At 74.6% G+C, this 23,792-nt stretch carries 21 protein-coding genes and 1 pseudogene; 12 read left to right on the top strand and 10 right to left on the bottom strand.

What is annotated here, in order from left to right; all coding sequences use genetic code 11:
- A pseudogene (locus ACH9D3_RS17340) lies at positions 1-396 on the top strand (hypothetical protein); the annotation flags it as partial.
- A gap of 10 nt (positions 397-406) precedes the next feature.
- On the opposite strand, the gene ACH9D3_RS17335 reads toward ACH9D3_RS17340, so the two are convergent.
- Complete coding sequence (locus ACH9D3_RS17335; RefSeq protein ID WP_396400528.1) at positions 407-829, bottom strand: ChaB family protein; 423 nt, start codon at positions 827-829, stop codon at positions 407-409.
- A 54-nt stretch (positions 830-883) separates the two neighbouring features.
- Positions 884-1,786 (bottom strand): SDR family oxidoreductase, encoded by a 903-nt coding sequence (locus ACH9D3_RS17330; RefSeq protein ID WP_396400527.1) that lies wholly within the window; start codon positions 1,784-1,786, stop codon positions 884-886.
- A gap of 200 nt (positions 1,787-1,986) precedes the next feature.
- Between ACH9D3_RS17330 and ilvD the strand changes: the two genes are divergently transcribed.
- A complete protein-coding gene (gene ilvD / locus ACH9D3_RS17325; RefSeq protein WP_396411872.1) occupies positions 1,987-3,678 on the top strand; it encodes a dihydroxy-acid dehydratase in 1,692 nt (563 codons plus the stop codon).
- Between the two features lie 96 nt (positions 3,679-3,774).
- On the opposite strand, the gene ACH9D3_RS17320 is transcribed toward ilvD, so the two are convergent.
- From ACH9D3_RS17320 to ACH9D3_RS17310, 3 genes are all read right to left on the bottom strand, one after another.
- Complete coding sequence (locus ACH9D3_RS17320; protein WP_396411871.1) at positions 3,775-4,626, bottom strand: SRPBCC family protein; 852 nt, start codon at positions 4,624-4,626, stop codon at positions 3,775-3,777.
- Between the two features lie 99 nt (positions 4,627-4,725).
- Complete coding sequence (locus tag ACH9D3_RS17315) at positions 4,726-5,211, bottom strand: Lrp/AsnC family transcriptional regulator (protein ID WP_396400572.1); 486 nt, start codon at positions 5,209-5,211, stop codon at positions 4,726-4,728.
- 326 nt (positions 5,212-5,537) lie between these two features.
- Positions 5,538-6,974, bottom strand: a complete 1,437-nt coding sequence (locus ACH9D3_RS17310) for an aldehyde dehydrogenase family protein (protein ID WP_396400524.1) — start codon at positions 6,972-6,974, stop codon at positions 5,538-5,540.
- A gap of 177 nt (positions 6,975-7,151) precedes the next feature.
- Here ACH9D3_RS17310 and ACH9D3_RS17305 point away from each other — a divergent pair, with 177 nt between their 5' ends.
- Entirely contained in the window at positions 7,152-8,702 is a 1,551-nt protein-coding gene (locus ACH9D3_RS17305) for a GMC family oxidoreductase N-terminal domain-containing protein (protein WP_396411870.1), read from the top strand.
- 26 nt (positions 8,703-8,728) lie between these two features.
- Here ACH9D3_RS17305 and ACH9D3_RS17300 read toward each other — a convergent pair whose 3' ends face one another.
- The gene (locus ACH9D3_RS17300) at positions 8,729-9,520 is read right to left on the bottom strand and encodes a nitroreductase family protein (protein WP_396400522.1); all 792 of its coding nucleotides are present in this window, start codon (positions 9,518-9,520) and stop codon (positions 8,729-8,731) included.
- 39 nt (positions 9,521-9,559) lie between these two features.
- Positions 9,560-9,940: a hypothetical protein gene (locus ACH9D3_RS17295; protein ID WP_396411869.1), complete on the bottom strand. Its 381-nt coding sequence runs from the start codon at positions 9,938-9,940 to the stop codon at positions 9,560-9,562.
- Between the two features lie 129 nt (positions 9,941-10,069).
- Here ACH9D3_RS17295 and ACH9D3_RS17290 point away from each other — a divergent pair, with 129 nt between their 5' ends.
- The 4 genes from ACH9D3_RS17290 (at position 10,070) to ACH9D3_RS17275 (ending at position 14,432) form a co-directional block, all read left to right on the top strand.
- Entirely contained in the window at positions 10,070-10,837 is a 768-nt protein-coding gene (locus ACH9D3_RS17290; protein ID WP_396400520.1) for a methyltransferase domain-containing protein, read from the top strand.
- Positions 10,838-10,886: 49 nt separating this feature from the next.
- A complete protein-coding gene (locus tag ACH9D3_RS17285) occupies positions 10,887-12,095 on the top strand; it encodes an NAD-dependent epimerase/dehydratase family protein (protein ID WP_396400519.1) in 1,209 nt (402 codons plus the stop codon).
- A 7-nt stretch (positions 12,096-12,102) separates the two neighbouring features.
- Positions 12,103-13,254: a glycosyltransferase gene (locus tag ACH9D3_RS17280; RefSeq protein ID WP_396411868.1), complete on the top strand. Its 1,152-nt coding sequence runs from the start codon at positions 12,103-12,105 to the stop codon at positions 13,252-13,254.
- A 365-nt stretch (positions 13,255-13,619) separates the two neighbouring features.
- Positions 13,620-14,432: a hypothetical protein gene (locus tag ACH9D3_RS17275; protein ID WP_396411867.1), complete on the top strand. Its 813-nt coding sequence runs from the start codon at positions 13,620-13,622 to the stop codon at positions 14,430-14,432.
- 75 nt (positions 14,433-14,507) lie between these two features.
- Here the strand turns inward: ACH9D3_RS17275 and ACH9D3_RS17270 are convergent, their stop codons facing one another.
- Entirely contained in the window at positions 14,508-15,590 is a 1,083-nt protein-coding gene (locus tag ACH9D3_RS17270; protein WP_396400516.1) for an FUSC family protein, read from the bottom strand.
- Between the two features lie 115 nt (positions 15,591-15,705).
- Here ACH9D3_RS17270 and ACH9D3_RS17265 point away from each other — a divergent pair, with 115 nt between their 5' ends.
- The 4 genes from ACH9D3_RS17265 (at position 15,706) to ACH9D3_RS17250 (ending at position 19,576) form a co-directional block, all read left to right on the top strand.
- Entirely contained in the window at positions 15,706-16,116 is a 411-nt protein-coding gene (locus ACH9D3_RS17265) for a CrcB family protein (protein ID WP_396411866.1), read from the top strand.
- Positions 16,113-16,484, top strand: coding sequence for a fluoride efflux transporter FluC (locus tag ACH9D3_RS17260; protein ID WP_396400514.1), 372 nt, complete (start codon positions 16,113-16,115; stop codon positions 16,482-16,484). Before ACH9D3_RS17265 ends, ACH9D3_RS17260 begins: the two co-directional genes overlap by 4 nt.
- A gap of 88 nt (positions 16,485-16,572) precedes the next feature.
- On the top strand, positions 16,573-19,098 hold the full coding sequence (locus tag ACH9D3_RS17255) for a glycoside hydrolase family 3 C-terminal domain-containing protein (protein ID WP_396411865.1): 2,526 nt from the start codon (positions 16,573-16,575) through the stop codon (positions 19,096-19,098).
- 220 nt (positions 19,099-19,318) lie between these two features.
- Positions 19,319-19,576 carry a DUF6480 family protein gene (locus tag ACH9D3_RS17250; protein WP_396400512.1) on the top strand — a complete coding sequence of 86 codons (258 nt, stop codon included), beginning with the start codon at positions 19,319-19,321 and terminating at the stop codon, positions 19,574-19,576.
- Positions 19,577-19,937: 361 nt separating this feature from the next.
- Here ACH9D3_RS17250 and ACH9D3_RS17245 read toward each other — a convergent pair whose 3' ends face one another.
- Positions 19,938-20,585, bottom strand: a complete 648-nt coding sequence (locus ACH9D3_RS17245; RefSeq protein ID WP_396411864.1) for a VOC family protein — start codon at positions 20,583-20,585, stop codon at positions 19,938-19,940.
- A gap of 141 nt (positions 20,586-20,726) precedes the next feature.
- Positions 20,727-21,488: a DUF6544 family protein gene (locus ACH9D3_RS17240; RefSeq protein WP_396411863.1), complete on the bottom strand. Its 762-nt coding sequence runs from the start codon at positions 21,486-21,488 to the stop codon at positions 20,727-20,729.
- Positions 21,489-21,723: 235 nt separating this feature from the next.
- On the opposite strand from ACH9D3_RS17240, the gene ACH9D3_RS17235 reads away from it, so the two are divergent.
- The gene (locus ACH9D3_RS17235) at positions 21,724-23,712 is read left to right on the top strand and encodes a serine hydrolase (RefSeq protein ID WP_396411862.1); all 1,989 of its coding nucleotides are present in this window, start codon (positions 21,724-21,726) and stop codon (positions 23,710-23,712) included.
- Positions 23,713-23,792: the final 80 nt, after the last annotated feature.

The following is a 23,792-nucleotide window of genomic DNA, read 5'->3' as shown; positions in this document are numbered from 1 at the left end:
TCCTACGCCCGCCCCGACGGGACCTTCAGCACCGCCGCCCTCGAGGTCCGCGACTTCGGCCACGACCAGGGCTGGCGGGTCGACCGGCACCCGCGCTTCGTCGAGCGGACCACCTCCCGGCAGGGTGCCGACGTGGTCGGTCTCGGCGACAGGGGCACGTACTTCTCCTTCTCCGGGCCCGGGGAGACGATGTCCGCGGCCTGGCTGGGGTTCGAGGAGTTCGGGCACCACCAGGGCTGGCGGGTCGAGCGGCACCCGCGGGCGCTGGCGGACGTCAGCGGTGACGGGATCCCCGACGTCGTCGGCTTCGGCGAGCGGCAGTCCATGGTCGTGACGCTGCTGATCCACGCGGTCCCGCCCGACATCTTCGAGAACGACCCGGCGACCGGGGGCTGAGGGAGCCGGGTCAGTCCTCGCGGGCCCTGCGCGTCGCGGCGTCGTTGGCCTTCTGGATGGCAGCCACGAGCTCCTTCTTGGTCATGTAGGACCGGCCCTCGACGCCGAGGCGCTTCGCCACCTCGTAGAGGTGCTGCTTCGAGGCGTTCGCGTCCACCCCTCCGGCGGTCTGCGCGCGGGAGTCGCGGCCGCCCGCGGCGTGCTCGTCGGAGGGCCCGTACTCGTCCTTGCCCTCCCAGTGGTCGCCGACCTTCTCGTGGGTGTGCTTGAGCGCGCTGTAGGCCGTGCGCGCCGCGCGCTCCTCCTCGCCGTACTCCTCCAGCGCGGAGTCGTAGGTCTTGGCGAACGTGTCCTGCGCCTTCCGCCCCGAGCGCTGCAGCGTGGAGGGCAGCTCGCTCTTCTTGGCGTGGTCGTCCTTGCCGGTCTTGGGCACGAGGTGCTCCTTCCGTAGGGGGTCCGGGGGCCCGTGGGGGTGGCCGAGGCCTGCTCAGAAGACGGGCATGCCGCCGGTGACGCCGAGGACCGAGCCGCTGACGTAGCTCGCCTCCTCCGGAGAGGCGAGGAAGACGTAGGCGCCCGCGAGTTCGGCCGGCTGCGCGACGCGCCCGAGCGGGGTGTCCTTGCCCATGCTCGCGACCGCTCCGGGCTCCTTGGTGGCGGGCTGCAGCGGGGTCCACACGGGCCCCGGGGCCACGGCGTTGACGCGGATGCCCTCGGGTCCGAGCTCGGCGGCGAGGTTGGCGGTGACGTTGTTGAGCGCGGCCTTCGTGGCGGCGTAGTCGAGCATCGACACCGACGGGTCGTAGGCCTGCACGGACGTGGTGTTGATGATGCTGTCACCGCGGCCGAGGTGCGGCAGCGCCGCACGGCTGATCCAGAGGGTGCCGTAGAGGTTGGTGCGCACGGCCCGCTCGAGGTCCTCCGTGGCGAGCCCCTTGAGCCCCGACTCGCCGCGGGCCCAGTGGAAGCCCGCGTTGTTCACGACCACGTTGAGCCCGCCCAAGCCCTCGACCGCCCGGTCCACGATGTCCTGGCAGCTCTGCTCCTCGCGCACGTCGCCGGGGACCAGCACGGCCGTGCGGCCGGCCTTCTCGATCCACCCCACCACGTCCTGGGCGTCCTCCTGCTCGTCGGGGAGGTAGTTGATCGCGACGTCGGCGCCCTCACGGGCGAACGCGATCGCCACGGCCCGGCCGATCCCGGAGTCCCCCCCGGTGATCAGGGCCTTGAGCCCCTCGAGCCGGCCACGGCCCTCCCAGGACGCCTCGCCGTGATCGGGCACGGGGTCCATGGCCGCGGTCAGCCCCGGGGGCGACTGCTGCTGCTCGGGCATTCCGCCCTCGTCGTCGGCCATCGCGCGGGCGTGCTGGGAGACGGGTGCTTCGGGCATGTCGGGCTCCTTCGATCAGGTTGCTTACCTTTTCTTCTCCCACCCTAGGAGGACCGGCACGCCTTGTCTTCCCCCGGAGGGCACAAAGTTCCGCGCCGAGCCGTGGACATGCCTCGACGCCCCTCGAGTTCCGTTGATAGGTTCACGGCACGCCCTGCCCCGCGCACCGCACCGCGCACCGCCGACCCGGAAGAGACCGCATGAGCCCCGACATCAAACCCCGCAGCCGCCAGGTCACCGACGGCATCGACGCGACCGCCAGCCGCGGCATGCTCCGCGCGGTCGGGATGGGCGACGACGACTGGGGAAAGCCCCAGATCGGCATCGCGAGCTCCTGGAACGAGATCACCCCGTGCAACCTGTCCCTGGACCGGCTCGCCCAGGGCTGCAAGGAGGGCGTCCACGCCGGCGGCGGCTACCCCCTCCAGTTCGGCACCATCTCGGTCTCGGACGGCATCTCGATGGGCCACGTGGGCATGCACTTCTCGCTGGTCTCCCGCGAGGTCATCGCGGACTCCGTGGAGACGGTGATGCAGGCCGAGCGCCTCGACGGGTCCGTCCTGCTGGCCGGGTGCGACAAGTCCCTGCCGGGAATGCTCATGGCCGCCGCCCGCCTGGACCTGGCCTCGGTGTTCCTCTACGCCGGGACCATCGCCCCGGGGTGGGTGAAGCTCACCGACGGGACCGAGAAGGACGTCACCCTCATCGACGCGTTCGAGGCCGTGGGCGCGTGCAAGGCCGGCCTGATGGGCACAGCGGACCTCGACCGGATCGAGCGCTCCATCTGCCCGGGCGAAGGCGCCTGCGGGGGGATGTACACCGCCAACACGATGGCGTCCGTGGCCGAGGCCCTCGGCATGAGCCTGCCGGGCTCCGCGGCGCCGCCCTCGGCCGACCGGCGGCGCGATCAGTTCGCGCACCGCTCGGGGGAGGCCGTCGTCGAGATGCTCCGGCGGGGCATGACGGCGCGGGACGTCCTGACGAAGGAGGCCTTCGAGAACGCCGTCACCGTGCTCATGGCCCTCGGCGGGTCCACCAACGCCGTCCTGCACCTGCTGGCCATCGCGCACGAGGCGGAGGTGGAGCTCGACCTGGAGGACTTCAACCGGATCGGGGACCGCGTCCCCCACCTCGCCGACCTCAAGCCGTTCGGGCGCTACGTCATGAACGACGTCGACCGGCACGGGGGCATCCCCGTGGTCATGAAGGCCCTGCTCGACGCCGGCCTGCTGCACGGGGACGCCCTCACCGTGACCGGCCGGACGGTCGCCGAGAACCTCGCCGCCCTCGACCCCGACCCGGTGGACGGCGACGTGATCCGCACCCTCGACAACCCCATCCACCGCACGGGCGGGATCACCGTCCTGCACGGCTCCCTGGCGCCGGAGGGCGCGGTGGTGAAGTCCGCGGGCTTCGACGCCGAGGTCTTCGAGGGCCCGGCCCGCGTCTTCGAGCGCGAGCAGGCCGCGATGGACGCCCTGGAGGCCGGGGAGATCACGGCCGGGGACGTGCTCGTCATCCGCTACGAGGGGCCCAAGGGCGGCCCCGGCATGCGCGAGATGCTGGCCATCACGGGGGCCATCAAGGGCGCGGGGCTGGGCAAGGACGTGCTGCTGCTCACGGACGGACGGTTCTCCGGCGGCACCACGGGCCTGTGCATCGGGCACATCGCACCGGAGGCGGTCGACGCCGGACCGGTCGCGTTCCTGCGCGACGGCGACCGGATCCGGGTGGACCTGGCGGCCCGGTCCCTGGACCTGCTCGTGGACGCCGAGGAACTGGCGCAGCGCCGGAGCGGATGGACCCCCCTGCGCCCGCAGTACGAGGGCGGAGTGCTCGGGAAGTACGTCAAGCTGGTGCGCTCGGCGTCGCTGGGGGCCGTCACCGGCTGACCGGCGGACCCCCGCCGGCCGGCGCCGGCCGCGTCCCTCAGACGCCCCGGGCCCCCGACCGCAGCGGTCGGGGGCCCGGGGCGGACGGGGACCGGCTCAGCGGGCGCCGCCGTCGGCACGGCCGTCGTCGACGCGCCGGGAGGCGGGGTCCACGTCCAGGTCCGCGTCGACGGTGTCGTCGGTGAGCGCCTCGTCCACGGTGGGGACCGGCGGGACCTCTCCGGAGACGGTTCCCCCGGGCGCCACCGGTGCCGCCGGCGCCGCGGGACGCGCGGTCGACTCGAACGTGACCGGCTGGGTGTCCGGACCGGTGTGCGGGCCCGAGTCCGAACCCGAGTCCGAGTCCTTCTTCTTCGCCGCCGCGGCCGCACCGGCGGCGGCCACCCCGGCCGCCGCAACGCCGGCGGCGACCGCCTTGCCCGACACCCCGGCCTTGCCCTCGTCCCCGCGCGAGGCCGCCGCGTCCTCCACACCGGGCGTCCCCACCGGGGCGCCCTCGTTCACGGAACCCCGCCAGGCCCCGCTCGCGTAGCCCTCGTCCTCGATGAACTCCTTGAACCGCTCCAGGTCCTTCTCGGCCTGGTTCTCCACCACGTTGAGCTTGTCCCCGACCTTCTCCACCAGGCCCTCGGGCTCGTACTCCAGCTCCAGGTGCACCTCGGTCCCGCCACCACCGGCGGCACGGAACTCCACGCTCCCGGCGTTCGTCGCGCCCTCGGTCGCCGCCCAGGACACCCGGCGGTCCGGGACCTGCTCCACGATGCGCGCCTCCCACTGCCGGCGCACCCCACCGATCTCTGCCACCCACTCGAGCCGGTCGTCACCGAGCTGGGTCACGCTCTTGACCCCCTTCATGAAATGGGGGAACTCCTCGAACTGCGTCCACTGGTTGTACACCGTGCTCAGCGGCACGTCGACCACGACTGTCTTCTCGACCTTGGTGCTCATGGCATCTCCTTCGATCTGTCTCGACGATCAGGGATGACGAACGTCCGACAATTCGCCAGTGTGCTTACGGTACCTTCCGCCCCGGCCCCGTGGCCAGCGTCACAGACCCTCCCCGAACAGCTGCGCCACCCGGTACGGGATGACCGTGCGCAGGAACATGCTGGTGGAGGTCCGCAGGATGCCCGGGCACAGCCGGATCTCCTCGGAGACCCGGTAGAGGTCCTCGGGGTCCTTCGCCACGACCCGGCACAGCAGGTCCGTCTGCCCGGCGGGGGCGAACACCTCGATGACCTCCGGGATGGCCCGCAGCCCGGCGATCGCCTCGTCGAGCTGGTGCTGGTCCAGTTCCACGGCCACGCTCGCGGCGAGGCCGTAGCCGAGCGCGGCGGGCGTCACCCGGGTGCTGTGCGGGCGCAGTGCGGAGCTCGTCCGGTAGCGCTCGAGCCGTGCGTGGATGGTCCCGCGCGCCAGGCCCGTGCGCTGCGCCAGGGCCAGCACCGTCAGGCGCGGGTCCTCGTCCAGCGCCGCCAGGATCTTCCGGTCCGTCGCGTCCAGCGACCGCTCGCCGCTCCCGCCGTTCGTCATGCTGACCACCGCAGCCCCTCTTTCCCGTGCCGAACTGTTCATTCCGACCGGTTCCAGAGTAGACGTTTGCGCACCGTGTCGACCGAGGTGTCAACTGGTGATCACACGGTGCGCCACCTGACCCGGGTCCGCGCATCCCGGCCGGCGCCGGTCGCCCACGAAGCGCCCCGCGTCCCCCACCGCCCGGCACCCCGCGGCGATGCAGGCCCTCTCCCGGCCCGCGGGAGCTCCCCGGAGCTCCCGCGGGCCGGGCGCTCTCCCCGACCGGTGCGCCGGCGAGCGGGCCCTCCCGGAGCAGCGGGCGGACGGGGCGGACGGGCCGGACGTCAGGACGCGATGACCTTCGGCACGCCGAGCGCCTTGAGACCCTCCACGCCGAACTCCACGCCGAAGCCGGAGCTCTTGATCCCGCCGAAGGGCACGCGGGGGTCGATCGTGCCGTGCTTGTTGATCCACACGGTGCCGGCCTGGATCCGGGCGGCGACCTCGCGCGCCCGCTCGGGGTCCGAGCCCCACACCGAGGCGCCGAGCCCGACGTCGAGGCGGTTGGCCATGCGCACGGCGTCGTCCACCGAGGAGTACTTCACGATCGGCAGGGCCGGGCCGAACTGCTCCTCGGTCACCAGCGGGTTGTCGTCGTCGAGGTCGGCCACGAGCGTGGTCGGGTAGAAGAAGCCCGGCTGGTCCTGGGCCGGCTCCCCGCCGAGCAGCACCCGCCCACCGCCGGACCGGGCCTTCTCGACGAGGTCGGCCACGACCTCGAACTGCGCCTTGTTCTGCAGCGGGCCCAGGACGTTCTGCTCGTCCCGGCCCATGCCCATCGGCATGGCCGCGGCCACCTCGGTGAGGGCCTCGCACACGGCGTCGTAGACGTCCTCGTGGACGTAGAGGCGCTTCAGCGCCGCGCAGGTCTGGCCCGTGTTGATGAACGCGCCCCAGAACAGCCCCTCGGCGATGGCCTTCGGATCGGCGTCGGGGAGCACGATGCCCGCGTCGTTGCCGCCCAGCTCCAGGGTGAGCCGGGTCAGGCCGTCCGCGGCGGCGCGCATGATCGCCTTGCCCGTGGCGGTCGAGCCGGTGAACATCAGCTTGTCCACGCCCGGGTGCCCGGACAGCGCCTCGCCGACCTCGCGGCCGCCCGGCACCACGGTGACGAGGCCCTCGGGCAGCACCTGGTTGAGGACGTGCACCATCGCCAGGACCGAGAGCGGCGTGTACTCGGAGGGCTTGAGCACCACGGTGTTGCCCATCCGCAGGGCTGGGGCGATCTGCCACATCGAGATCATCATCGGCCAGTTCCAGGGGCCGATCGCCCCGACCACGCCGACGGGGTCGTAGCTGAGGACCGCGGTGCCCGACTCGTCGTCGACGATCGTCTGGGGCTCCATCGGGAACGACGCCGTGGCCTGCAGCCAGGCGACCGAGCCGCCGACCTCGAACAGGGCGTTCGGGCCGTTCTGCACCGGCTTGCCCTGCTCCCGCGAGAGCAGCTCGGCGAGCGCGGCGGTGTTCGCCTCGACGGCCTCGGCCGCCCGGTGCATCAGCGCGCAGCGCTCTGCGTCCGGGACGGCCGCCCACTCGGCCTGCTTCTCGCGGGCCCGGGCCAGCGCACGGTCCAGGTCCTCGACCGTGCGCTCGGGGACGCGGCCGACCAGCTCCCCGGTGGCCGGGTCGAGGATCTCGCGCCCCTCCGGATCGGTGATCGCGGCGAGCAGCTGGTCGTAGGTGAGGAGGACGGACGTGGTCGCGGCGTCGGTGGGCATGGTGGCTCCTGTCGGAAGTCGGATCAGTGCTGCCCCCATGGTGACCCAGGACACGTCCCGGCGACTTGTCCGTCAGGGCACGGTTCTTGACCGACAGCGCGCGAGTCCGCGCTGTCGGTCAAGAGCCGTGCACACCAGGACAAGCCGGTGCCGTGTGCCCGGGGTCACACTGGGGCCATGAGCAACGAGACCGTCACGACCTACGTCGTCGTGGGCGCCGGCACGGCCGGCAGCATCCTGACCCGCCGCCTCCTCGACGCCGGCCACGAGGTGGTCCTCCTCGAGGCCGGCGGCAAGGACCTCAACCCCGCGATCCACCTGGTGTCCCGCCTCGGCGAGCTGTGGCACTCCCCGGAGGACTGGGACTACTTCACCGTGCCCCAGCAGAACGCGGACGGCCGGGTGATCCACTGGCCGCGCGGTCGCGTCCTGGGGGGCTCCCACGCGCTCAACGCCACGATCTGGGTGCGCGGGGCGGCGCAGGACTACGACGCCTGGGCCGAGGACGGCTGCCCGGGCTGGGGCTGGGAGGACGTGCTGCCGTGGTTCCGTGCCGTCGAGCGCTACGTGCCGCCCGCCGGTGCCGTCCCGCACGAGAGCCGCGGCACCGACGGCCCCGTTCCCGCGGTGCAGGACTACCCGCTGAACCCGATCTTCGAGTCCATCGTCGAGGCCGCCGAGCACGTGGGCGTCCCCCGGAACGACGACTACAACGCCGGCACGCTCGACGGCGTGTCCCAGCAGCAGGTCAACGTGCGGGACGGACGGCGCTTCAACACGTACATGGCGTACGTCCGGCCCGTGGAGGACCACCCGCGGCTCACCCTGCGCACCGGCGTGCTCCTGCAGAAGGTCCTGGTGGAGGACGGCCGCGCGGTCGGCGTGGCGGTCGCACCCCTCGACGACCCGGACGGCGCGCCCGAGGAGATCCGCGCCGACGAGGTGATCCTGTGCGCCGGGGCCCTCGACTCCCCCAAAATCCTGCTGCGCTCCGGCATCGGCCCGGCCGGGCACCTCGCCGACGTCGGAGTCCCGCTGGTCCACGACCTGCCCGGGGTCGGCGAGAACCTCCACGACCACCTGCTGGCCCCGGTCATCGCCGAGGCCACGGCCCGGACGATCGAGCACCCCGAGGGCGACTGGTCGGTCACCCAGACCCACCTGTTCTGGCGGTCCCGTCCCGGTCTCGACGCCCCGGACACGCAGCCGATCCACTTCTCGGTGCCGATGTACGACGACGAGATGACCGGCCCGGCCAACGCCTTCACGCTGCACTCGGGGCTCGTGCGCCCCCACTCGCGGGGGACGCTGCGCCTGACCGGGCCGCGGGTCTCCGACCCCGTGGAGCTGGACCCGAACATCTTCGACGACCCGCGCGACCGCGAGGCGCTGCTCGCGTCCCTCCGCCAGGCCCGCGCCATGGTGGCCACCCCGCCGCTCGCGGAGGACTGGGGTGCCGTCGAGCTCTACCCCGGCCCGGAGGTGCGCACCGAGGAGGAGATCGCCTACGTCAACAGGTTCGTGACCACCTACCACCACCAGGTCGGGACGTGCCGCATGGGCACCGGCCCGGACGCGGTGGTCTCCCCCGAGGACCTGCGCGTGCACGGGATCGAGGGCCTGCGGGTCGTGGACGCCTCGGTCGTGCCGAGGGTGCCCAGCGGGAACACGAACGCGCCCACGGCGATGATCGCCGAGCGTGCCGCGGCCCTCATCGCCGGGGGGTGACGGGACCGCCGGACCCGGGCGCCGCCTCAGTCGTCCCAGCCCTCCTGCGGGGTGGCGCAGGACTCCCGGAAGACGTACTGGGAGATCCGGCGCCGCTCCCGGCTGGACCAGTCGATGGCCGGGCGGTGGTGCGCCTCCGGGACGTAGCCCAGACGGTAGACGGCCATGAGCTCGAGGTCCTCCGGCACGTCCAGGAGGTCCACGACCTCGGCCCACCGGGCAGGGGCCTCCATGGGGAAGGAGATGAACTGGATGCCCATGCCGAGCTCCACGGTGGTCAGCCAGAGGTTCTCCATGGCCGCGCCCATCGAGAAGAGCGAGTAGAACCCGGAGAGCTCCCCGGGGCGGTACTCGCGGCGGTCGAGCATCACGCCGAGCAGCAGGGGGGAGCCCGCCACGAGCTTGTGGTTCTCCGCGCCCAGCGTCTGGGGCACCCGCAGCCGGTTCATCATGGCCTGCCCGCCCGGGGTGAACGCCTTCCGGGTGAAGGGGCGCAGCACGGTGGGCAGCTTGTCGAAGAGCATCCCGAAGCGCTGCTCCTCCATCTCCTGCCTGCTGAAGCGGAAATAGCGCTTGTAGCGGTCGAAGAAGGTGCCCTCGGCCATCACCTGGGTCATCGAGTCGGCGCTGATCCGGGCGATCCGGTCGATGGTCTCCCGGTCCTCGATCAGCACGAAGCGCCACGGCTGGCTGTTGAACTGGGAGGGCGCGGCCGCGGCCGTCCGCAGCAGCAGCTTCTGGTGCTCCGGGGACACCCGGTCGGGCAGGAACGGGCCGTTGGTGGTGCGGCGGTTGAAGACGACGTCGAGGAACTCCATGTGCTCTCCGGTCAGGTCGGGGCGGGCAGGTGGTGCCGGTCAGCGCACGCGGCGGGCGCGGGCTCGGAACAGGGCGGTGGCGTAGAACGGTGCCGCGGACAGCGCCGCGAGCGCGTGGCGGCGGGGGTGGCCCTGGGCGGGGGTGCCGATGTGCGGCAGGGCCGCGAGGGGCAGCAGCGCCGGCGCCAGGGCCCGGGCCGCCGCCCGCCGGGAGGCGGAGGACGAGCCGACCGCGAGGACCGTCGCCAGCACCGTGGTCGTGGTGGTGGTGACGTAGAGGGCGTGGTGGATCCAGCGGAACCGGCCCGTGTGCACGAGCCCGGCGCCCACGGACGCGCCCAGAGCGGCGTTGGCGGCCCAGCACGCGCTCGCGAGGCCGATCCACGGATCCGAGCCCACGGCACCCACGGTGCGTCCCACGCGATCCCCTCCCCCGTCTGCTCCGGCCCGGCACCGGCCGGGAGTCCCAGTCTAGTGACGGCGCCGTGCGCCGCTCCCGGCCCACCGGGCCTGTTGGCGGATCGTGTCGTGGCGCACGAGAATGAACAGATGCCTGACGTCCTGCCGCGCACCCGCCCCGACCTCTCCCGCCGGGACGCCGCGCTGCGCGAGCTCATGGACGACCCCGACTGCGACCTCGCCGCACTGCGGCGCACCTACGCGCGCTTCGACGTGGTCAACCTCCTGGTCGCCGGGTGGTCCGCCACCTACCGGCGGAGGATCCGGCCCCTCGCCGAACCCGGCCGGCCGCTGACCCTCCTGGACGTCGGCTGCGGCGGCGGGGACGTCGCCCGTGCGCTCTGCCGGTGGGCCCGGCGGGACGGGATCGACCTGCGGATCACCGGCATCGACCCGGACGCCCGCGCCCACGACTGGGCCGCGGCGCGCACGGCCCGCTGGTCGGCCCGGCGCCCTCGGGCCGCGTCCCCGGTGTTCCGGCGGGCCACCAGCCGGGAGCTGGTCGCGGCCGGCGAGACGTTCGACGTCGTGGTCTCCAACCACCTGCTCCACCACCTGGACCCGGAGCACGTGCAGGCCCTGGTGGCGGACTCGGAGCGGCTGGCCGGGCGGCTCGTGGTGCACAACGACCTCGTGCGCAGCCCCGCGGCCTACCGGCTGTACTCTGTGGTGGTCCTGCCGCTGGCCCCGGGCTCCTTCCTGCACACCGACGGGCTGAGATCCCTGCGCCGGGCGTACCTCCCGCACGAGCTGCACGAGCTCGCGGGGACCGGCTGGTCGGTGCTGCCCGGATCGTTCGCCCACCAGCAGCTGATCCGGGACCGTTCACTCCCGGTTCAGCCGGTTGCCCCATGCTGACACCAGCACCTCGACGAGCGGGCCGGACCGGCCCGGGAACGGAGAACCCGTGAAGATCGCGATCCTCGGAGGCGACGGCTTCTGCGGCTGGCCCGCCGCCCTGCACCTGTCGGCCGGGGGCCACGACGTGCTCGTCGTCGACAACTTCTCCCGGCGCGCCATCGACGCCGACCTCGGCACCGAGTCGCTGACCCCCATCCGGACCCTCGACGAGCGCTGCGCCGCGTGGGCCGAGCTCACCGGCCGGCGGATCGACGTCGCCGAGCTGGATCTCGCCCAGGACTACGACGCCCTCCTCGAGCTCCTGCGCGCCGAGCGCCCGGACGCCGTGGTGCACTTCGCGGAGCAGCGGGCCGCGCCGTTCTCCATGAAGACCCCGGCCACCAAGCGCTACACCGTGGACAACAACGTCAACGCCACGCACAACCTGCTGTGCGCGGTCGTGGAGTCCGGACAGGACGTGCACCTCGTGCACCTGGGCACCATGGGGGTCTACGGGTACGGCACCGCCGGCATGCAGATCCCGGAGGGCTACCTGGACGTGGAGGTCCCCGGCCCCCACGGCAACGTCCCCCAGGAGATCCTCTACCCCTCCAACGCCGGTTCCCTGTACCACATGACCAAGGTGCTGGACCAGACCATGTTCGCGTTCTACGCCAAGAACGACGCGCTGCGGATCACCGACCTGCACCAGGGGATCGTCTGGGGCACCAGCACCCGCGAGACGTCCCTCGACGACCGGCTCGTCAACCGCTTCGACTACGACGGCGACTACGGCACCGTCCTCAACCGGTTCCTCGTGCAGGCGGCGGTCGGCCACCCGCTCACCGTGCACGGCACCGGCGGGCAGACCCGGGCGTTCATCCACATCCAGGACATGGTCCGGTGCGTGGAGCTGGCCCTGCTCAACCCCCCGGCGGCCGGGGACCGGGTCAAGATCTTCAACCAGATGACGGAGACCCACCGGGTGCGCGATCTCGCCCGGCTGGTGGCCGAGCTCACCGGGGCGGAGGTCGAGACGGTGCCCAACCCCCGTCAGGAGTCCGCGGAGAACGACCTGCACGTGGTCAACGAGGCCTTCCTCGGCCTGGGTCTGCAGCCGACCACGCTCTCGGAGGGCCTGCTGCGCGAGGTCGAGCAGACGGCCGCGCGCTGGGCGCACCGCGTGGACCTGTCCCGGATCCCGGCGACGTCCGTGTGGAACGGGCGGCGCCGACCGGGGATGCCCGCGTCCCGCCCCGCGCCGGTGGGCGCCTGAGCCCCGGATGCGGATCGCGCTCTTCACGGACGTCTTCCTGCCGAACGTCGACGGGGTGGTGACCCGGCTGCTGCGCACCCTGGACGAGCTCGGCGACCTCGGCCACGAGGTCCTGGTCCTCACCCCGGGCCGCCCGCCGGAGACGTACGGGCCGCACCGGGTGACGCGGGCCCGGTCCGTCACGTTCCCCTGGTACCCGGACATCCGGGGCGGGCTGCCCACGCCGCGGGCCGAGCGCGCGGTGACGGCGTTCCGCCCGGACGTGGTGCACGCGGTGAACCCGGTGTGGTTCGGGGCCTGGGGCACCCTCTCGGCCCGGGGGCGGAACCTGCCGCTGCTCGCGTCCTTCCACACGGACGTGCCGCAGTACATGAGCGCACTCGGCCTGGGGCCCCTGCGGGGGGCCGTGGAGCACTGGATCCGGGCCACGCACAACCTGGCCCAGGTCAACCTGTGCACCTCGGGGCCGATGGTCGAGCGGGCCACCGGGATGGGCCTGCGGGACGTGGCCCTGTGGCCCAAGGGCGTGGACACGCGCCTGTTCGACCCTGCGAAGGCCTCCCCGGAGATGCGGCGGCGGCTCACCGACGGGCACCCCGGCGACCGGCTCATGCTCTACGTCGGGCGGCTGTCGAAGGAGAAGAACCTCGAGGCCCTGCTCGAGCCGGTCCGGAGGCTTCCCGGCACCCGGCTCGCCCTGGTGGGGACGGGGCCGCACCGGGCGGAGCTCGAGAGGAGGTTCGCGGGCACCCCCACCGTCTTCGTGGGCCCGCTGGCCGGCGAGGAGCTCGCGGCCGCGTACGCCTCGGCGGACGTGTTCGCGTTCCCGTCCACCACCGAGACCCTGGGCCTCGTGGCCCTCGAGTCCCTCGCGAGCGGGGTCCCCGTGGTCGGCGTCCGGGCCGGCGGCATCCCGTTCGCCGTGGACGACGGGCGGACCGGGCTGCTCGTGCCGCCCGGGGACGCGGACGCCCTGACCGACGGCCTCGCGCGGCTGCTCGACGACACGGACCTGCGCGCACGGATGGCCGCGGCGGGCCGGGCCGACACCGAGGGCCACGGGTGGCGGGCCGCGACCGAGGTCCTCGTGGGCTGCTACGAGGAGGCGGTCGACCGGCACCGGGACCGCCGCGGGTCCTTCCGGCGCCGCAGGAACTAGTCCGTCCCGGTCTCCCGCGGCACCGTCGCCGACGCCCCGGGCCGCCTGCTCCGGCGGGGGCGCCCCCGCCGGAGCCGCGTCCCCCCGGCACAGGACGAGCACGCATGCCTGCCCTCCCGCGCGGCGCCGAGGACGGGAATCCCCCGACCGGCCACCTGAGCGGACGGTTCGCTCTTGCCAATGTTTGCTACCGGCACGTACTTTGACGGCACAGCAGTCCGCCGGATGCGCGCGGCACGACCAGCAGCTCGACACTCCCTGCCCCCTCCGCTCCGCGTGCGGGCGGCTCCGGGCGGAGGTCCTGCAGCGCGCTGCCGGCCGCGGGACCATCCCCGGGGCGACGACCGACACAGGAGACACAGGACATGACTGCTGGAAAGACCTGGGTGGCCACCGGCGCCACCGCCGCGATGCTGGCCGGAGGGCTCCTCCTGGGTGCCCCGGCCGCCGTCGCCGCCCCCGGGGACCCCGCCTGCCTGCAGGCCACGGCCCAGCTGGACGCGGCGCTGGCCGGCGCCGGCCTCACCCCCGACTCGCTCGCGGAGGTCGGCCTGTCGGCCGATGCCGTGGCCGCCGCGGAGGCCCAGTACACCGCGCTCGTCGAGGGGGCGGGCGGTCCGAGCCTGCAGGAGCTGGAAGCGGCGGGAGCGGCACTGGTCGCCGCCCAGGAGTCCGGCGACCCGGCGGCCGTCGCCCGGGCCGAGGCCCGCCTCGTCGAGCTCGACCAGCAGCTCGCCGCCGCCCTCGGCACGCTCGACCCCGCCGTCGTCGAGCAGGCCCTCGCCGACGCCACCGTGGTGTTCGAGACGCTCCTGGCGCAGCTGGCCCTCGACGAGGCCACGGTCGGCCAGCTCCTCGTGCTGCTCGAGCAGGCCGCCCTCGCCTGCCAGGGCCCGGTCGCCCAGGTCCCCGTGGCGGTCCCGGCACCGCTCCCGGCACCGGTCGCCCCGGTGGAGGCCGCACCGGCCCCCGTCGTGGAGGCCCCCGCCGTGGGGAGCCCGGTCGTGGAGGCTCCCGCCGGGACCGCCCCCGTGGCCGTCAACCCGGGCCTCAACATGCAGACGGGCGTCGCGGAGCCGCAGGAGCGCTCCGGCGCCGGCCTGCTGGCCGGGCTGGCCGCCGCGGGGATCGCGGCGTCCGCCGCGGTCGGGCTGCACCGGCGCCGCCGCCGGGCCTGAGCCGCCCGCCGTCCCGGCGGCCCCGCAGCTCCTGCGGGACCCGGGACGGCGCCGTGCCCGGGGAGCGGACTCCCCTCAGCCGCGGGTCACGGCGCTGCTGCCGTCCGGGGGCGTGGTCGGCGGGTCCAGCACCGCCACGAGCCGGGCGAGGTCCTGGGCCGCGGCCATGACGAGCCGGTCCTCCACCCGGAAGGGGTCGGTCAGGTCGTCGTGGAGCCGCCCCACCAGGGATCGGACCCGTTCCGCCGCCTCCTCGGGGTCCTCGCCGTCGGCCCAGGCGCGCACTCCGTCGGCGGCGGACTGCACCGCCTCGGCGAGCCTGGCGCTCAGGGCGACCGGCACGAGCCAGTCGTGCTGCTCGTGGTCGTAGAGCTCGCGCACGGCGTCCGTGAAGCCCCGGAGGTGGAAGATCACGCTCTCGAGCTGGAGCAGGGAGTCGTAGCCGGGGTCCCCCGCGTCCACGCTCCGGCTTCGTCGGCGGCGGAGCACCATCCGCGGGTTGCCGCGGGCGCTGTTCGCCGACTCGTCGACCGCCTCGCGCACCTCGCCCGTGATCCGGACCAGCGCGTGGTTGCGCTGGCGCCAGTCCCGGCCCGCGGTGGTCCCGGGTTCCGCGAGCTCCCCCGCGACGTCCTCGAGGTAGTCGACCACGACGCTCTGCAACCGGTCGAGCTGCAGCCTCGCGGTGCGGAAGTCCAGGGGCGGGAACACCGTCACGTTGACGACCAGGCCGATCGCGACCCCCACCGACATCTGCACGAGGAAGCCCACGGAGAAGCCCTCGGCGTCCTGGCCGCCGATGATGAGGACGAACAGCGCACCGACCGGGACGTACTCCGCCCCCGCCCCGAGCCGGCGGACGCCCGCCAGGAGGACGCCCACGCCGACCGCCACCGCCACCGTCACGAGGTTGGGGTCGCCGACGAGCAGGACCCCGGCCGCCAGCAGGATGCCCAGGGCGATCCCGGCCACCGTCTGCAGCCCCGCGCGCACCGAGCCCAGCACGGTCGGGTACATCGCGGAGATCGCGCCCAGCGGGGCGTAGTACGGGTAGTCGTCGATCACCCCGGGCATCCGCTGGGCCACGACCCAGGACAGGGCCACCGCGAGCGAGGTCTTGAGGGCCAGGAGGATCCGGGCGCCGCGTATCGTCTGCACCCGGACATCCTACGGACCGGCCGGTAGGCTCGAGCCGTCGATCTCCCCGGCCGAGCGCCCGTCCCGGCGGGACCTGCGGCACGGGGCCCGCCCCGCACGACCCGAAGGAGCGCCCATGAGCCGACCGTCGCGCCGGAGCCTGCTCCTGGTCCTCGCCGTGGGAGCGGGCGGGGCGCTGGGCACCGGCGCACGGCACGCTCTGGCCCTGCTGCTGCCGGCGGCGGCCGGCTGGCCCCTGGCGACGCTGTCGGCGAACCTGTTCGGGGCGTTCCTGCTGGGGATGCTCCTCGAGTCGCTCCAGCGGCGCGGCGAGGAGACTCCCCGCGGGACGCTGCTGCGCCTCGGCGCGGGCACCGGGGCCCTGGGCGGGTTCACGACGTTCTCCTCGCTCGCACTCGAGACGGAGCGGATGCTGTCCGCCGGTGCCGCGGGACAGGCGCTGGCCTACGTGGGGATCTCGCTGGGCGGCGGCTTCCTGACCTGCCTCTCCGGCACCGTCCTCGCGGCACGGGGGCGGCGCGCGTGACCGCCGTGCTGATCTGCCTGCTCGGCGGGCTGGGGGCGATGGCCCGGTTCACGGTGGACGGGGCCGTCCGGCAGCGGTGGGCGACGTCCTTCCCCGCCGGCACCGTCGCCGTGAACGTGAGCGGTTCCTTCCTGGCCGGGCTCCTGTCCGGTGCCGCGCTGGCCGGCGCCCTGGGCGGGGCCGCCGCGGCGGCCGCCGTGATCGGCTTCTGCGGCGGGTACACCACCTTCTCCACCGCGATGGCCGACACCGTGCGGCTGGCCCGGGACGGCATGGCGCTCCGAGCGGTGCTCAACGCCGTGGGCACGGCCGGACTGTCCGTGCTCGCCGTGCTCGCGGGACTGGCCGTGGTCGCACCGCTGCTCTGAACGACACCCCTGGTGGACCGGGCCACTCCATGGAGCAGTGCGCAGTCGCTATGGTGGGTGCCCGCACCACCAGGAAGGCAGAGCCGCCATGTCCGACTCCCCCCGCGCCCCCGGGCGCACCACCCGCCTGCACGAGCTCCTCGACCGGCTCTCCCTGGCGGAGAAGGTCCACCTGCTCACCGGGGAGACCGCGTTCACCCTGCCGGGCAACGAGGCGATCGGGCTGGCGCCCCTAGCCTTCTCCGACGGGCCCACCGGGGTCCGCGGGCCGAGGTTCATCGGCGGGGACGTCGTGGCCCTGTTCCCCAGCGCCACGCTGATCGCCGGCTCCTGGGACGACGAGGTCGCCGAGGAGGTGGGGCGGATGCTGGCCGAGGAGGCCCAGCGCCAGCACATCCACGTGGTGCTCGGCCCCACCGTCAACCTGCAGCGCACCCCGCTGGGCGGGCGGCTGTTCGAGGCCTACTCCGAGGACCCGTACCTCACCGGCCGCACCGCCGCCGCCTACGTGCGGGGGATGCAGGAGCGCGGTACCGCCGCGTGCCTCAAGCACCTGGTGGCCAACGAGTCCGAGACGCTGCGCAACTTCATGGACTCCCGGCTCTCCGAGCCCGCCCTGCGCGAGCTCTACCTGCTGCCGTTCGAGATCGCGGTGCAGGACGCGCACGCGTGGTCGATGATGGCCGCCTACAACGACGTCAACGGGGTGCCGGCCACCGAGCAGGACCACGTGCAGAACCAGATCGTCAAGGGCGAGTGGGGCTGGGACGGGCTGATCATGAGCGACTGGTACGCGACGAAGCGCACCGCCGCCTCGGCCAACGGCGGGCTGGACCTGGTCATGCCCGGCCCCGACGGACCCTGGGGCGACCGCCTCGTGGCCGCGGTCCGGGCCGGGGAGGTCACCGAGGAGACCGTCGACGGCCACGTCCTGCGGCTGCTGCGCCTGGCCGACCGGGTCGGCGGGCTCACCCCCGAGGGACAGGAGCCCCGGGGCTGGGCGCAGGACCTGCCCGCGGTGGACTCACCGGTCCGCCAGGAGCAGCTGCGCCGGATCGCCGCCCGCGGCATGGCGGTCGTCACCAACAACGGTGCCCTGCCCCTGGCCCCGGGGGCGGCGTCCGACGACGGCACCGTGGCGCTGATCGGCCGGCACGCGATCGACACCGTGGACATGGGCGGGGGCTCCGCGGTGGTGAACCCGCCCTACCGGTCCACGGTCGCCGAGGGACTCACCGCGCTGCTCGGGGAGCGCGTGCGCGTCACCGACGGACCGGCCGTGCGGGACCGTCCCGTCCCCGCGGACCCGGCGTTCCTCACCGACCCGGCCACGGGGACCCCCGGCATGGAGGTCGTGCTGCTCGCCGCCGACGGCACCGAGCTGGCCCGCACCCACGAGGACTCCGCCGAGTTCTCGATCGGGTGGGACGACGACCTCGACCGGAGCCCGGCCACCGCCGTGCTCACGACCACGCTGGCCAACGAGGCCGGGCCCGTGCTGCTCGGCGCGGTCGGCGCCGGACGCTGGACCCTGGCGGCGGCGGGACAGGAGCTCTCCGCCGAGCTGGGCCTCGCGGGCCGGGACGCGGGCGAGGCCGTGCTGCGCCCGCCGGCCTTCGCCGAGGTGCTCGAGCTGCCCGCGGGCGCCGCCGTCACGGCCACCGTGGCCCTGGACCCGGTCGACCCGCGCGAGGTCCTGCTGGCCGACGCCTCCCTCGGGCTGGCCGAGGAGAGCCACCTGCTCGGCATGTCCGCCCTGGGCCGCACCGCCCTGGTCGCGGCCCCCGCCCCGCGACCCGACGACGATCTGCTGGCCGGAGCGGAGGCCGCGGCGGCCGCCGCCGGGACGGCCGTCGTCGTCGTGGGCGTGACCGAGGAGCAGGAGACCGAGGCCGCGGACAAGACGACCCTCGCCCTGCCCGGGCGGCAGGACGAGCTCGTGGCCCGGGTCGCCGCGGCCGCGCGGCGGACCGTGGTGGTGGTCAACGCCGCGACCCCCGTGCTCATGCCGTGGCTGGAGGCCGTGGACGCGGTGCTGGTCGCCGGGCTGCCCGGCCAGGAGGGCGGGCACGCCGTGGCCGCGGCACTGACCGGTGCGCTGGAGCCGGCCGGCCGGCTGGTCACCAGCTGGCCCGCCGCGGACGGGGCCGCCCCGGCCTGGGACGTGGTCCCGGACGAGGACCTGGTCCTGTCCTACGACGACGGCACGTTCGTCGGCCACCGCGGCTACCACGCCGGCCACGCCCCCGCCCCGCTGTTCTGGTTCGGGCACGGTCTGGGCTACGGCCGCTGGGAGTACGGGGCCGTGCAGGTGCGCGAGGGCCCCGGCGGGCCGGCGGTCACGGTCGAGGTCACCAACACGTCCGCCCGCGACTCCCGGGAGACGGTGCAGGTCTACCTGCAGCCCGCCGATGAGGACCAGCCGATCCGGCTGGTCGGCTACCGGGGTGCGGACGTCCCGGCCGGTGCCACGTCCGTCGTGACGGTGGCCTGCGACGCCCGGCTGCTCCGCCGCTGGGACGAGGCCGCCGGCGCCTGGGCGCCCCTGGCCGGCGGGGAGCTCGTGGTCGCCCGCGGGCTGGGCGACGTCCGGGCCCGGGCACCGTTGGCCTGAGCACCGCACGGGCCGGCCGCCCCGTGGCCGTCCGTCCTCTCCGTGCCCCCGGAGACCCCGTACGACCCCAGGCCTCGTCCCCGCGCTCCCGCCGTGGACCGGCGCGCCGGCCGGGGCCGGCCACCACCGGACGGCCTCCGCACCGGCGTTTCACCAGCAGGCTTGCTATTCTGCTGGGAGCACGAGTCCCCGCACGCCCCACCGGAGAGAGCAGGACCCCATGGCCGACGTCAGTCCCGAGCACGCGCGCAACGACCCCGAGAAGGCCGGTGACGCCTTGAACGAGGAGTCCGGCCTGAGCATCGAGGGGGACACCCCGCCCGACGCCGGCTCGGGCGTGGGCCCCACCAACCGCGATCTCGACGTCGAGCACCCCGGCGACTCGTCGAAGGGGAAGATCGCGCTGGCCGTGATCATCGGCCTCGTGGCGCTGTTCGTGGTGCTGTGGTTCGTCGGCGCCGTCGTGGGCATGTTCTGAGGCGCACGTCCTGAACCAGCGGTGAGGCGCCCGTTCCGGCACGCCGGTTCCCGGGCGCCGGACCACCGCCCCTCGGCGGGAACCCGGTCTCCCGCCGGGGGCGGCCCCGGCGTGGCCCCGCTCACGACCGTCCGGCGACCTCGCCGGTGACGTCGTCGCCGGTGTCCTCGCCGACCGCCCCGGCCCGGTCCTCCTCGGCCCGGTCCTCCTCGGCCCGGTCCTCCGAGGACGGGCCCGTCATGGCGAAGCGCTCGCCGTCCGGGCCGGCGGCGAAGACCAGCTCCCCGTAGCCGAACTCCTCCGGCTCCTGGACCAGCGTGCCGCCCGCGGCGACGACCCGCTCCGCGGCGGTGTCGGCGTCCTAGACCTCGAAGCAGACCCACCACAGCGGCGGCGCCTCCTGCAGGTGGTCGACGTCCTCGGCGGCCACGCCGATTCCGCCGGCCGACCGGTCCATGCCCGGGACCGTGAACACCGCGTACGCCTCGTGCCGTGTCCCGATGTCCTCGTAGGTGTAGCCGAAGACCTCGGCGTAGAACCGCTCGGCGCCCGCCTGGTCGGAGGTCAGCAGGTCGCACCAGGCCACGGTCCCGTGCGCGCCGATGAGGCTGAACCCGGTGTGCTCCCGCGGCTGCCACACGCCGAAGGCCGCCCCCGTCGGGTCGATCCAGACGCCCATGCTGCCGAAGCGGCCCACCTCCATCGGCTCGAACAGCTGCCGGGCGCCGGCCGCCACGGCGGCCCGGCCCGTCGCCACGATGTCGTCGGAGGCGAGGTAGACCGCCCACGCGTGCGGGTCGTCCTCCATCCCGGGCAGCGCCGGAGACATCCCCGCCACGGGTTCGCCGTCCACCAGGGCGTTGCAGTACCCGCCGTACTCCGGGTCCGAGGGCGTGAACCGCCACCCGAGCACGGAGGCGTAGAAGTCCATGGAGCGGTCCAGGTCCGAGACCATGATGTCCGCCCAGCACGGGGCCCCCGTGGGCCATCGGTCGATGCGCTCGGCCATGCCTGCGTCCTCTCCTCGCGCGCCGGGACAGAGTCGTCCGGGTGCGTGCGACGCGGAGCGCGCCCGGGCGGTCCTTCCGTCCCCCATGGTGGTCCCCCGCGGCCCGGTTGGGAACACCTCCCGGCGACACCGGCGGTCAGCTCACCGGAGACGGACGTCCTCGATCCGCGCCCGGAAGAACTCGCCCTCGGCCTGCCGCTCGCTCCCCCACGCCCAGCCGGCGCTCAGGACGGCGGGCACGCGGACGCCGTCGACGTCGATCTCCTCGGACAGCGCGACCCCGAAGGGGTGCCGGCCGTACCCGGTGCCGTCGGGATCGCCCCACCGCCGCATGCTCAGCTCCCGGAGCCGGCCCTCCGGGTCGACCCGGACCACGGTGTCCTCGCGCTCCCCGTCGAGGACCCAGGACATGACGGCCGTGTCCGGGGCAGGCCCCTCGGACCACACGGCGCGCGGACAGGCCGTCGGGACGAGGACCCCCTCGCCCGCGAGACGGCCGGCGGCGCTGCGCGAGACGTCCGCGCCCGCGGCGGACAGCACGGGCACGACGCCCAGCAGCCGCCACCGCAGCTCGCCCCCGCCGGGGCCGTACCGGTCGAAGCCCGCGACCGGCAGGCCGAGGACCCGGGTGCGGGCGGCCCAGACGAAGCCGACGCCGGGCGCGAGGAGCTGACGGGCCGAGAAGGCGTGCCACGCGCCGCCGAGCCGGATCTCGCCGCGCATCGACAGCTCCGCCACGGACCACGCCGGGGTGCCGGGCGGCACGGCCCGCCCGAGCCAGCGGCGCGCGGGCTCTGGCAGGGCGGCGATCGCCGCGGTGTCCACCGCGGGCGGCACGGGGAGGGCCGGGCGGTCCAGGGCCTGCCAGTGCCGGCGGGCGCCGCGCGGCAGCCGCCCGGTCACGAGCGACCCCCGCGCACCGCGACAACGGCCGGCGGCCGCCCCGGGACGGGACACCCAGGGACGGGACCCCCTGGGACGGGACAAGGAGGTGGTGACGAGGTCCGGAGCCGGGTCATGCCACCACGCTAGACCGGCGGCCCGGCCCCCGTCCCGCTCCGGGCGCCGGGATCTGCGGACGCCCGGAATCCTCGGTCACACTCGGACACGGGGCGTGGCCGAGGCGCAGGATGGTCCCATGCGCGTGCACCGGTCCCCGGCACCGTGGTCATCTCCCGCGGCGCCTCCGCGGGCCCCCGTGGCCGGGCTGGTCCTCGTCCTGGCGGCCCTCCTCCTGCTCGCCCCCCTGGCGGCGCCGCCCACCGCCACCGCGGCCGGGCGCGACGGGCAGGACGTGCACGAGCTGACCACCGAGGACGTCGACACGTGGCTGGACGGGCTGGTCCCGGCCCTCCTGGACGCCGAACGGCTGCCGGGGGCGACGGTGGCCGTCGTCTCCGGCGGCGAGGTCGTCACGCTGCGCGGCTTCGGGGCGGCCGACCGGCCCCGCCCCGTGCCGGGGGCGACACCGGTGGACCCGGAGCACCACCTGTTCCGGATCGGGTCGCTGTCCAAGCTCTTCACCGCCACCGCCGTCATGCAGCAGGTCGAGCGCGGTGCCCTGGACCTGGACGCCGACGTCCGTGAGCACCTCGACTTCCCGCTCGAGCTCCCCCGGGGGGCGGTGACGCTGCGGCACCTGCTCAGCCACACCGCCGGCTTCGAGGAGCGCCTGGACCACCTCATCACCCCGGACGCCGAGAAGGTCCGGGACCTGCGCACCGAGCTGGCCGAGGACCCGCCGCAGCAGATCTTCGCCCCGGGCACCACGCCGGCGTACTCCAACTACGGCCTGGCCCTGGCCGGCCACGTCGTCGAGCGCGTCACCGGTGTCCCGTTCGAGGAGTACGTGCGCGCGGAGATCCTCGACCCGCTGGGCATGAGCTCCACCTCCGCCGAGCAGCCGCTGCCCCCGGCACTGGCCGACCGGATGGCCGGGGGCTTCCCGGCCCCGGACGCCGGGCCGGCGCCCTTCGAGCACCTCTCCGTCCCGCCCGCCGGGTCGGTGAGCAGCACCGCCGCGGACATGGCGGCGTTCCTCAACTTCCACCTGGGCCACGGCCCCGGCAACGTGCTGGGCGCCGGGACGATGGCGACCCTGCACTCCCCGGCCCTGCCGCCCGGGGACCTGGGCGGGCTCGGCGCCGCGGAGCAGATGACCCTGGGCTTCCGGGGCCACGAGGTGCGGGGGCAGCCGGCGCTCTCGCACGGCGGCGACACGTACCTGTTCCACAGCGAGCTGGTCCTGTTCCCCGAGGCGGACGCGGGCCTGTTCGTCTCCCTCAACGGCAACGGGGTGCGGGCGCTCAGCACCGCGGTGCTGCGGCAGCAGCTGGTCGACCAGTTCGCCCGCCGCTACGTCGCCCCGCCCGAGCAGGCGGTGCCCGGGCCGCCGCCCGGGGCCGCCGACCGGGCCGCCGCGGTGGCCGGCCACTACCGCAGCCAGCGGCGGGCGGAGTCGAGCGCCGCGGCACTGGCGGGGGCGTTCGCCGTCACCACGGTCACCGCCGGCCCCGACGGGACGCTCGAGGTCGCCCCGTTCATGGCGCCTCCCACCACCGTGCACGAGGTCGAACCGTGGCTGTGGCGGGAGGCCGGAGGCACCGCCACCCTGGCGGCCCGTGCCGACGACGACGGCACCGTCCGGGACATCGCCCTGGTCGCCTACCGCACCGAGGGCAGGGTCGGGGCCTGGCACGGGTTGTTCGTGCCCCACGTGCTGCTGCTCGCGGCGCTGCTGGTCCTCGCCGGCACGCTGGTCGCCTGGCCGGTGAACCGCCTGCGCCGACGACGACGGTGGGGCGCGGACCGGTCCGGGCCCCGGCCACGGCGGGTGCGTCGGCTGGCCTACGCCGCCCCGGCGGCCGTGCTGGCAGGAGTGGTGCTGTTCGTCTCCAGCGTCCAGCCGGACCTGTCCCTGGTCCGCCCCCTCACCCGCCTCGGGCAGGCGGTGCTGCTGCTGGGCGTCCTCGGCGCGGTGCCGGCCGCCTGGCACCTGGCCGGCACCGTCGGACGGCGGGCCGGGTTGGTCGCCGTCACCGGGGCCGCCCTGCTGACGCTGTCCCTGGTCTACGTGGCCGGCTACGCGGTGGCCTTCAGGGTCCTGTGGCCCGACATCAGCATCTGACGGGCGCCGTGCCCGGCGGACGAGCGTTGACGGCCGACCGTGGCCGCACCAGCATGAGTGCCACGGGCCGCCCCCGGAGC

Source organism: Kocuria kalidii (genome assembly GCF_044462225.1).
GTDB lineage: Bacteria > Actinomycetota > Actinomycetes > Actinomycetales > Micrococcaceae > Kocuria > Kocuria kalidii.
Note: the sequence above shows the minus strand (reverse complement) of the source record. Positions and strands in the feature narration are given on the sequence as shown.

Coding starts and splice junctions, on each gene's coding strand:
- ACH9D3_RS17330 (WP_396400527.1), bottom strand. CDS start 1,786: ATGCCCGAAGCACCCGTCTCCCAGCACGCCCGCGCGATGGCCGACGAC.
- ilvD (WP_396411872.1), top strand. CDS start 1,987: ATGAGCCCCGACATCAAACCCCGCAGCCGCCAGGTCACCGACGGCATC.
- ACH9D3_RS17320 (WP_396411871.1), bottom strand. CDS start 4,626: ATGAGCACCAAGGTCGAGAAGACAGTCGTGGTCGACGTGCCGCTGAGC.
- ACH9D3_RS17315 (WP_396400572.1), bottom strand. CDS start 5,211: ATGACGAACGGCGGGAGCGGCGAGCGGTCGCTGGACGCGACGGACCGG.
- ACH9D3_RS17310 (WP_396400524.1), bottom strand. CDS start 6,974: ATGCCCACCGACGCCGCGACCACGTCCGTCCTCCTCACCTACGACCAG.
- ACH9D3_RS17305 (WP_396411870.1), top strand. CDS start 7,152: ATGAGCAACGAGACCGTCACGACCTACGTCGTCGTGGGCGCCGGCACG.
- ACH9D3_RS17300 (WP_396400522.1), bottom strand. CDS start 9,520: ATGGAGTTCCTCGACGTCGTCTTCAACCGCCGCACCACCAACGGCCCG.
- ACH9D3_RS17290 (WP_396400520.1), top strand. CDS start 10,070: ATGCCTGACGTCCTGCCGCGCACCCGCCCCGACCTCTCCCGCCGGGAC.
- ACH9D3_RS17280 (WP_396411868.1), top strand. CDS start 12,103: ATGCGGATCGCGCTCTTCACGGACGTCTTCCTGCCGAACGTCGACGGG.
- ACH9D3_RS17275 (WP_396411867.1), top strand. CDS start 13,620: ATGACTGCTGGAAAGACCTGGGTGGCCACCGGCGCCACCGCCGCGATG.
- ACH9D3_RS17265 (WP_396411866.1), top strand. CDS start 15,706: ATGAGCCGACCGTCGCGCCGGAGCCTGCTCCTGGTCCTCGCCGTGGGA.
- ACH9D3_RS17255 (WP_396411865.1), top strand. CDS start 16,573: ATGTCCGACTCCCCCCGCGCCCCCGGGCGCACCACCCGCCTGCACGAG.
- ACH9D3_RS17250 (WP_396400512.1), top strand. CDS start 19,319: ATGGCCGACGTCAGTCCCGAGCACGCGCGCAACGACCCCGAGAAGGCC.
- ACH9D3_RS17245 (WP_396411864.1), bottom strand. CDS start 20,585: ATGGCCGAGCGCATCGACCGATGGCCCACGGGGGCCCCGTGCTGGGCG.
- ACH9D3_RS17235 (WP_396411862.1), top strand. CDS start 21,724: ATGCGCGTGCACCGGTCCCCGGCACCGTGGTCATCTCCCGCGGCGCCT.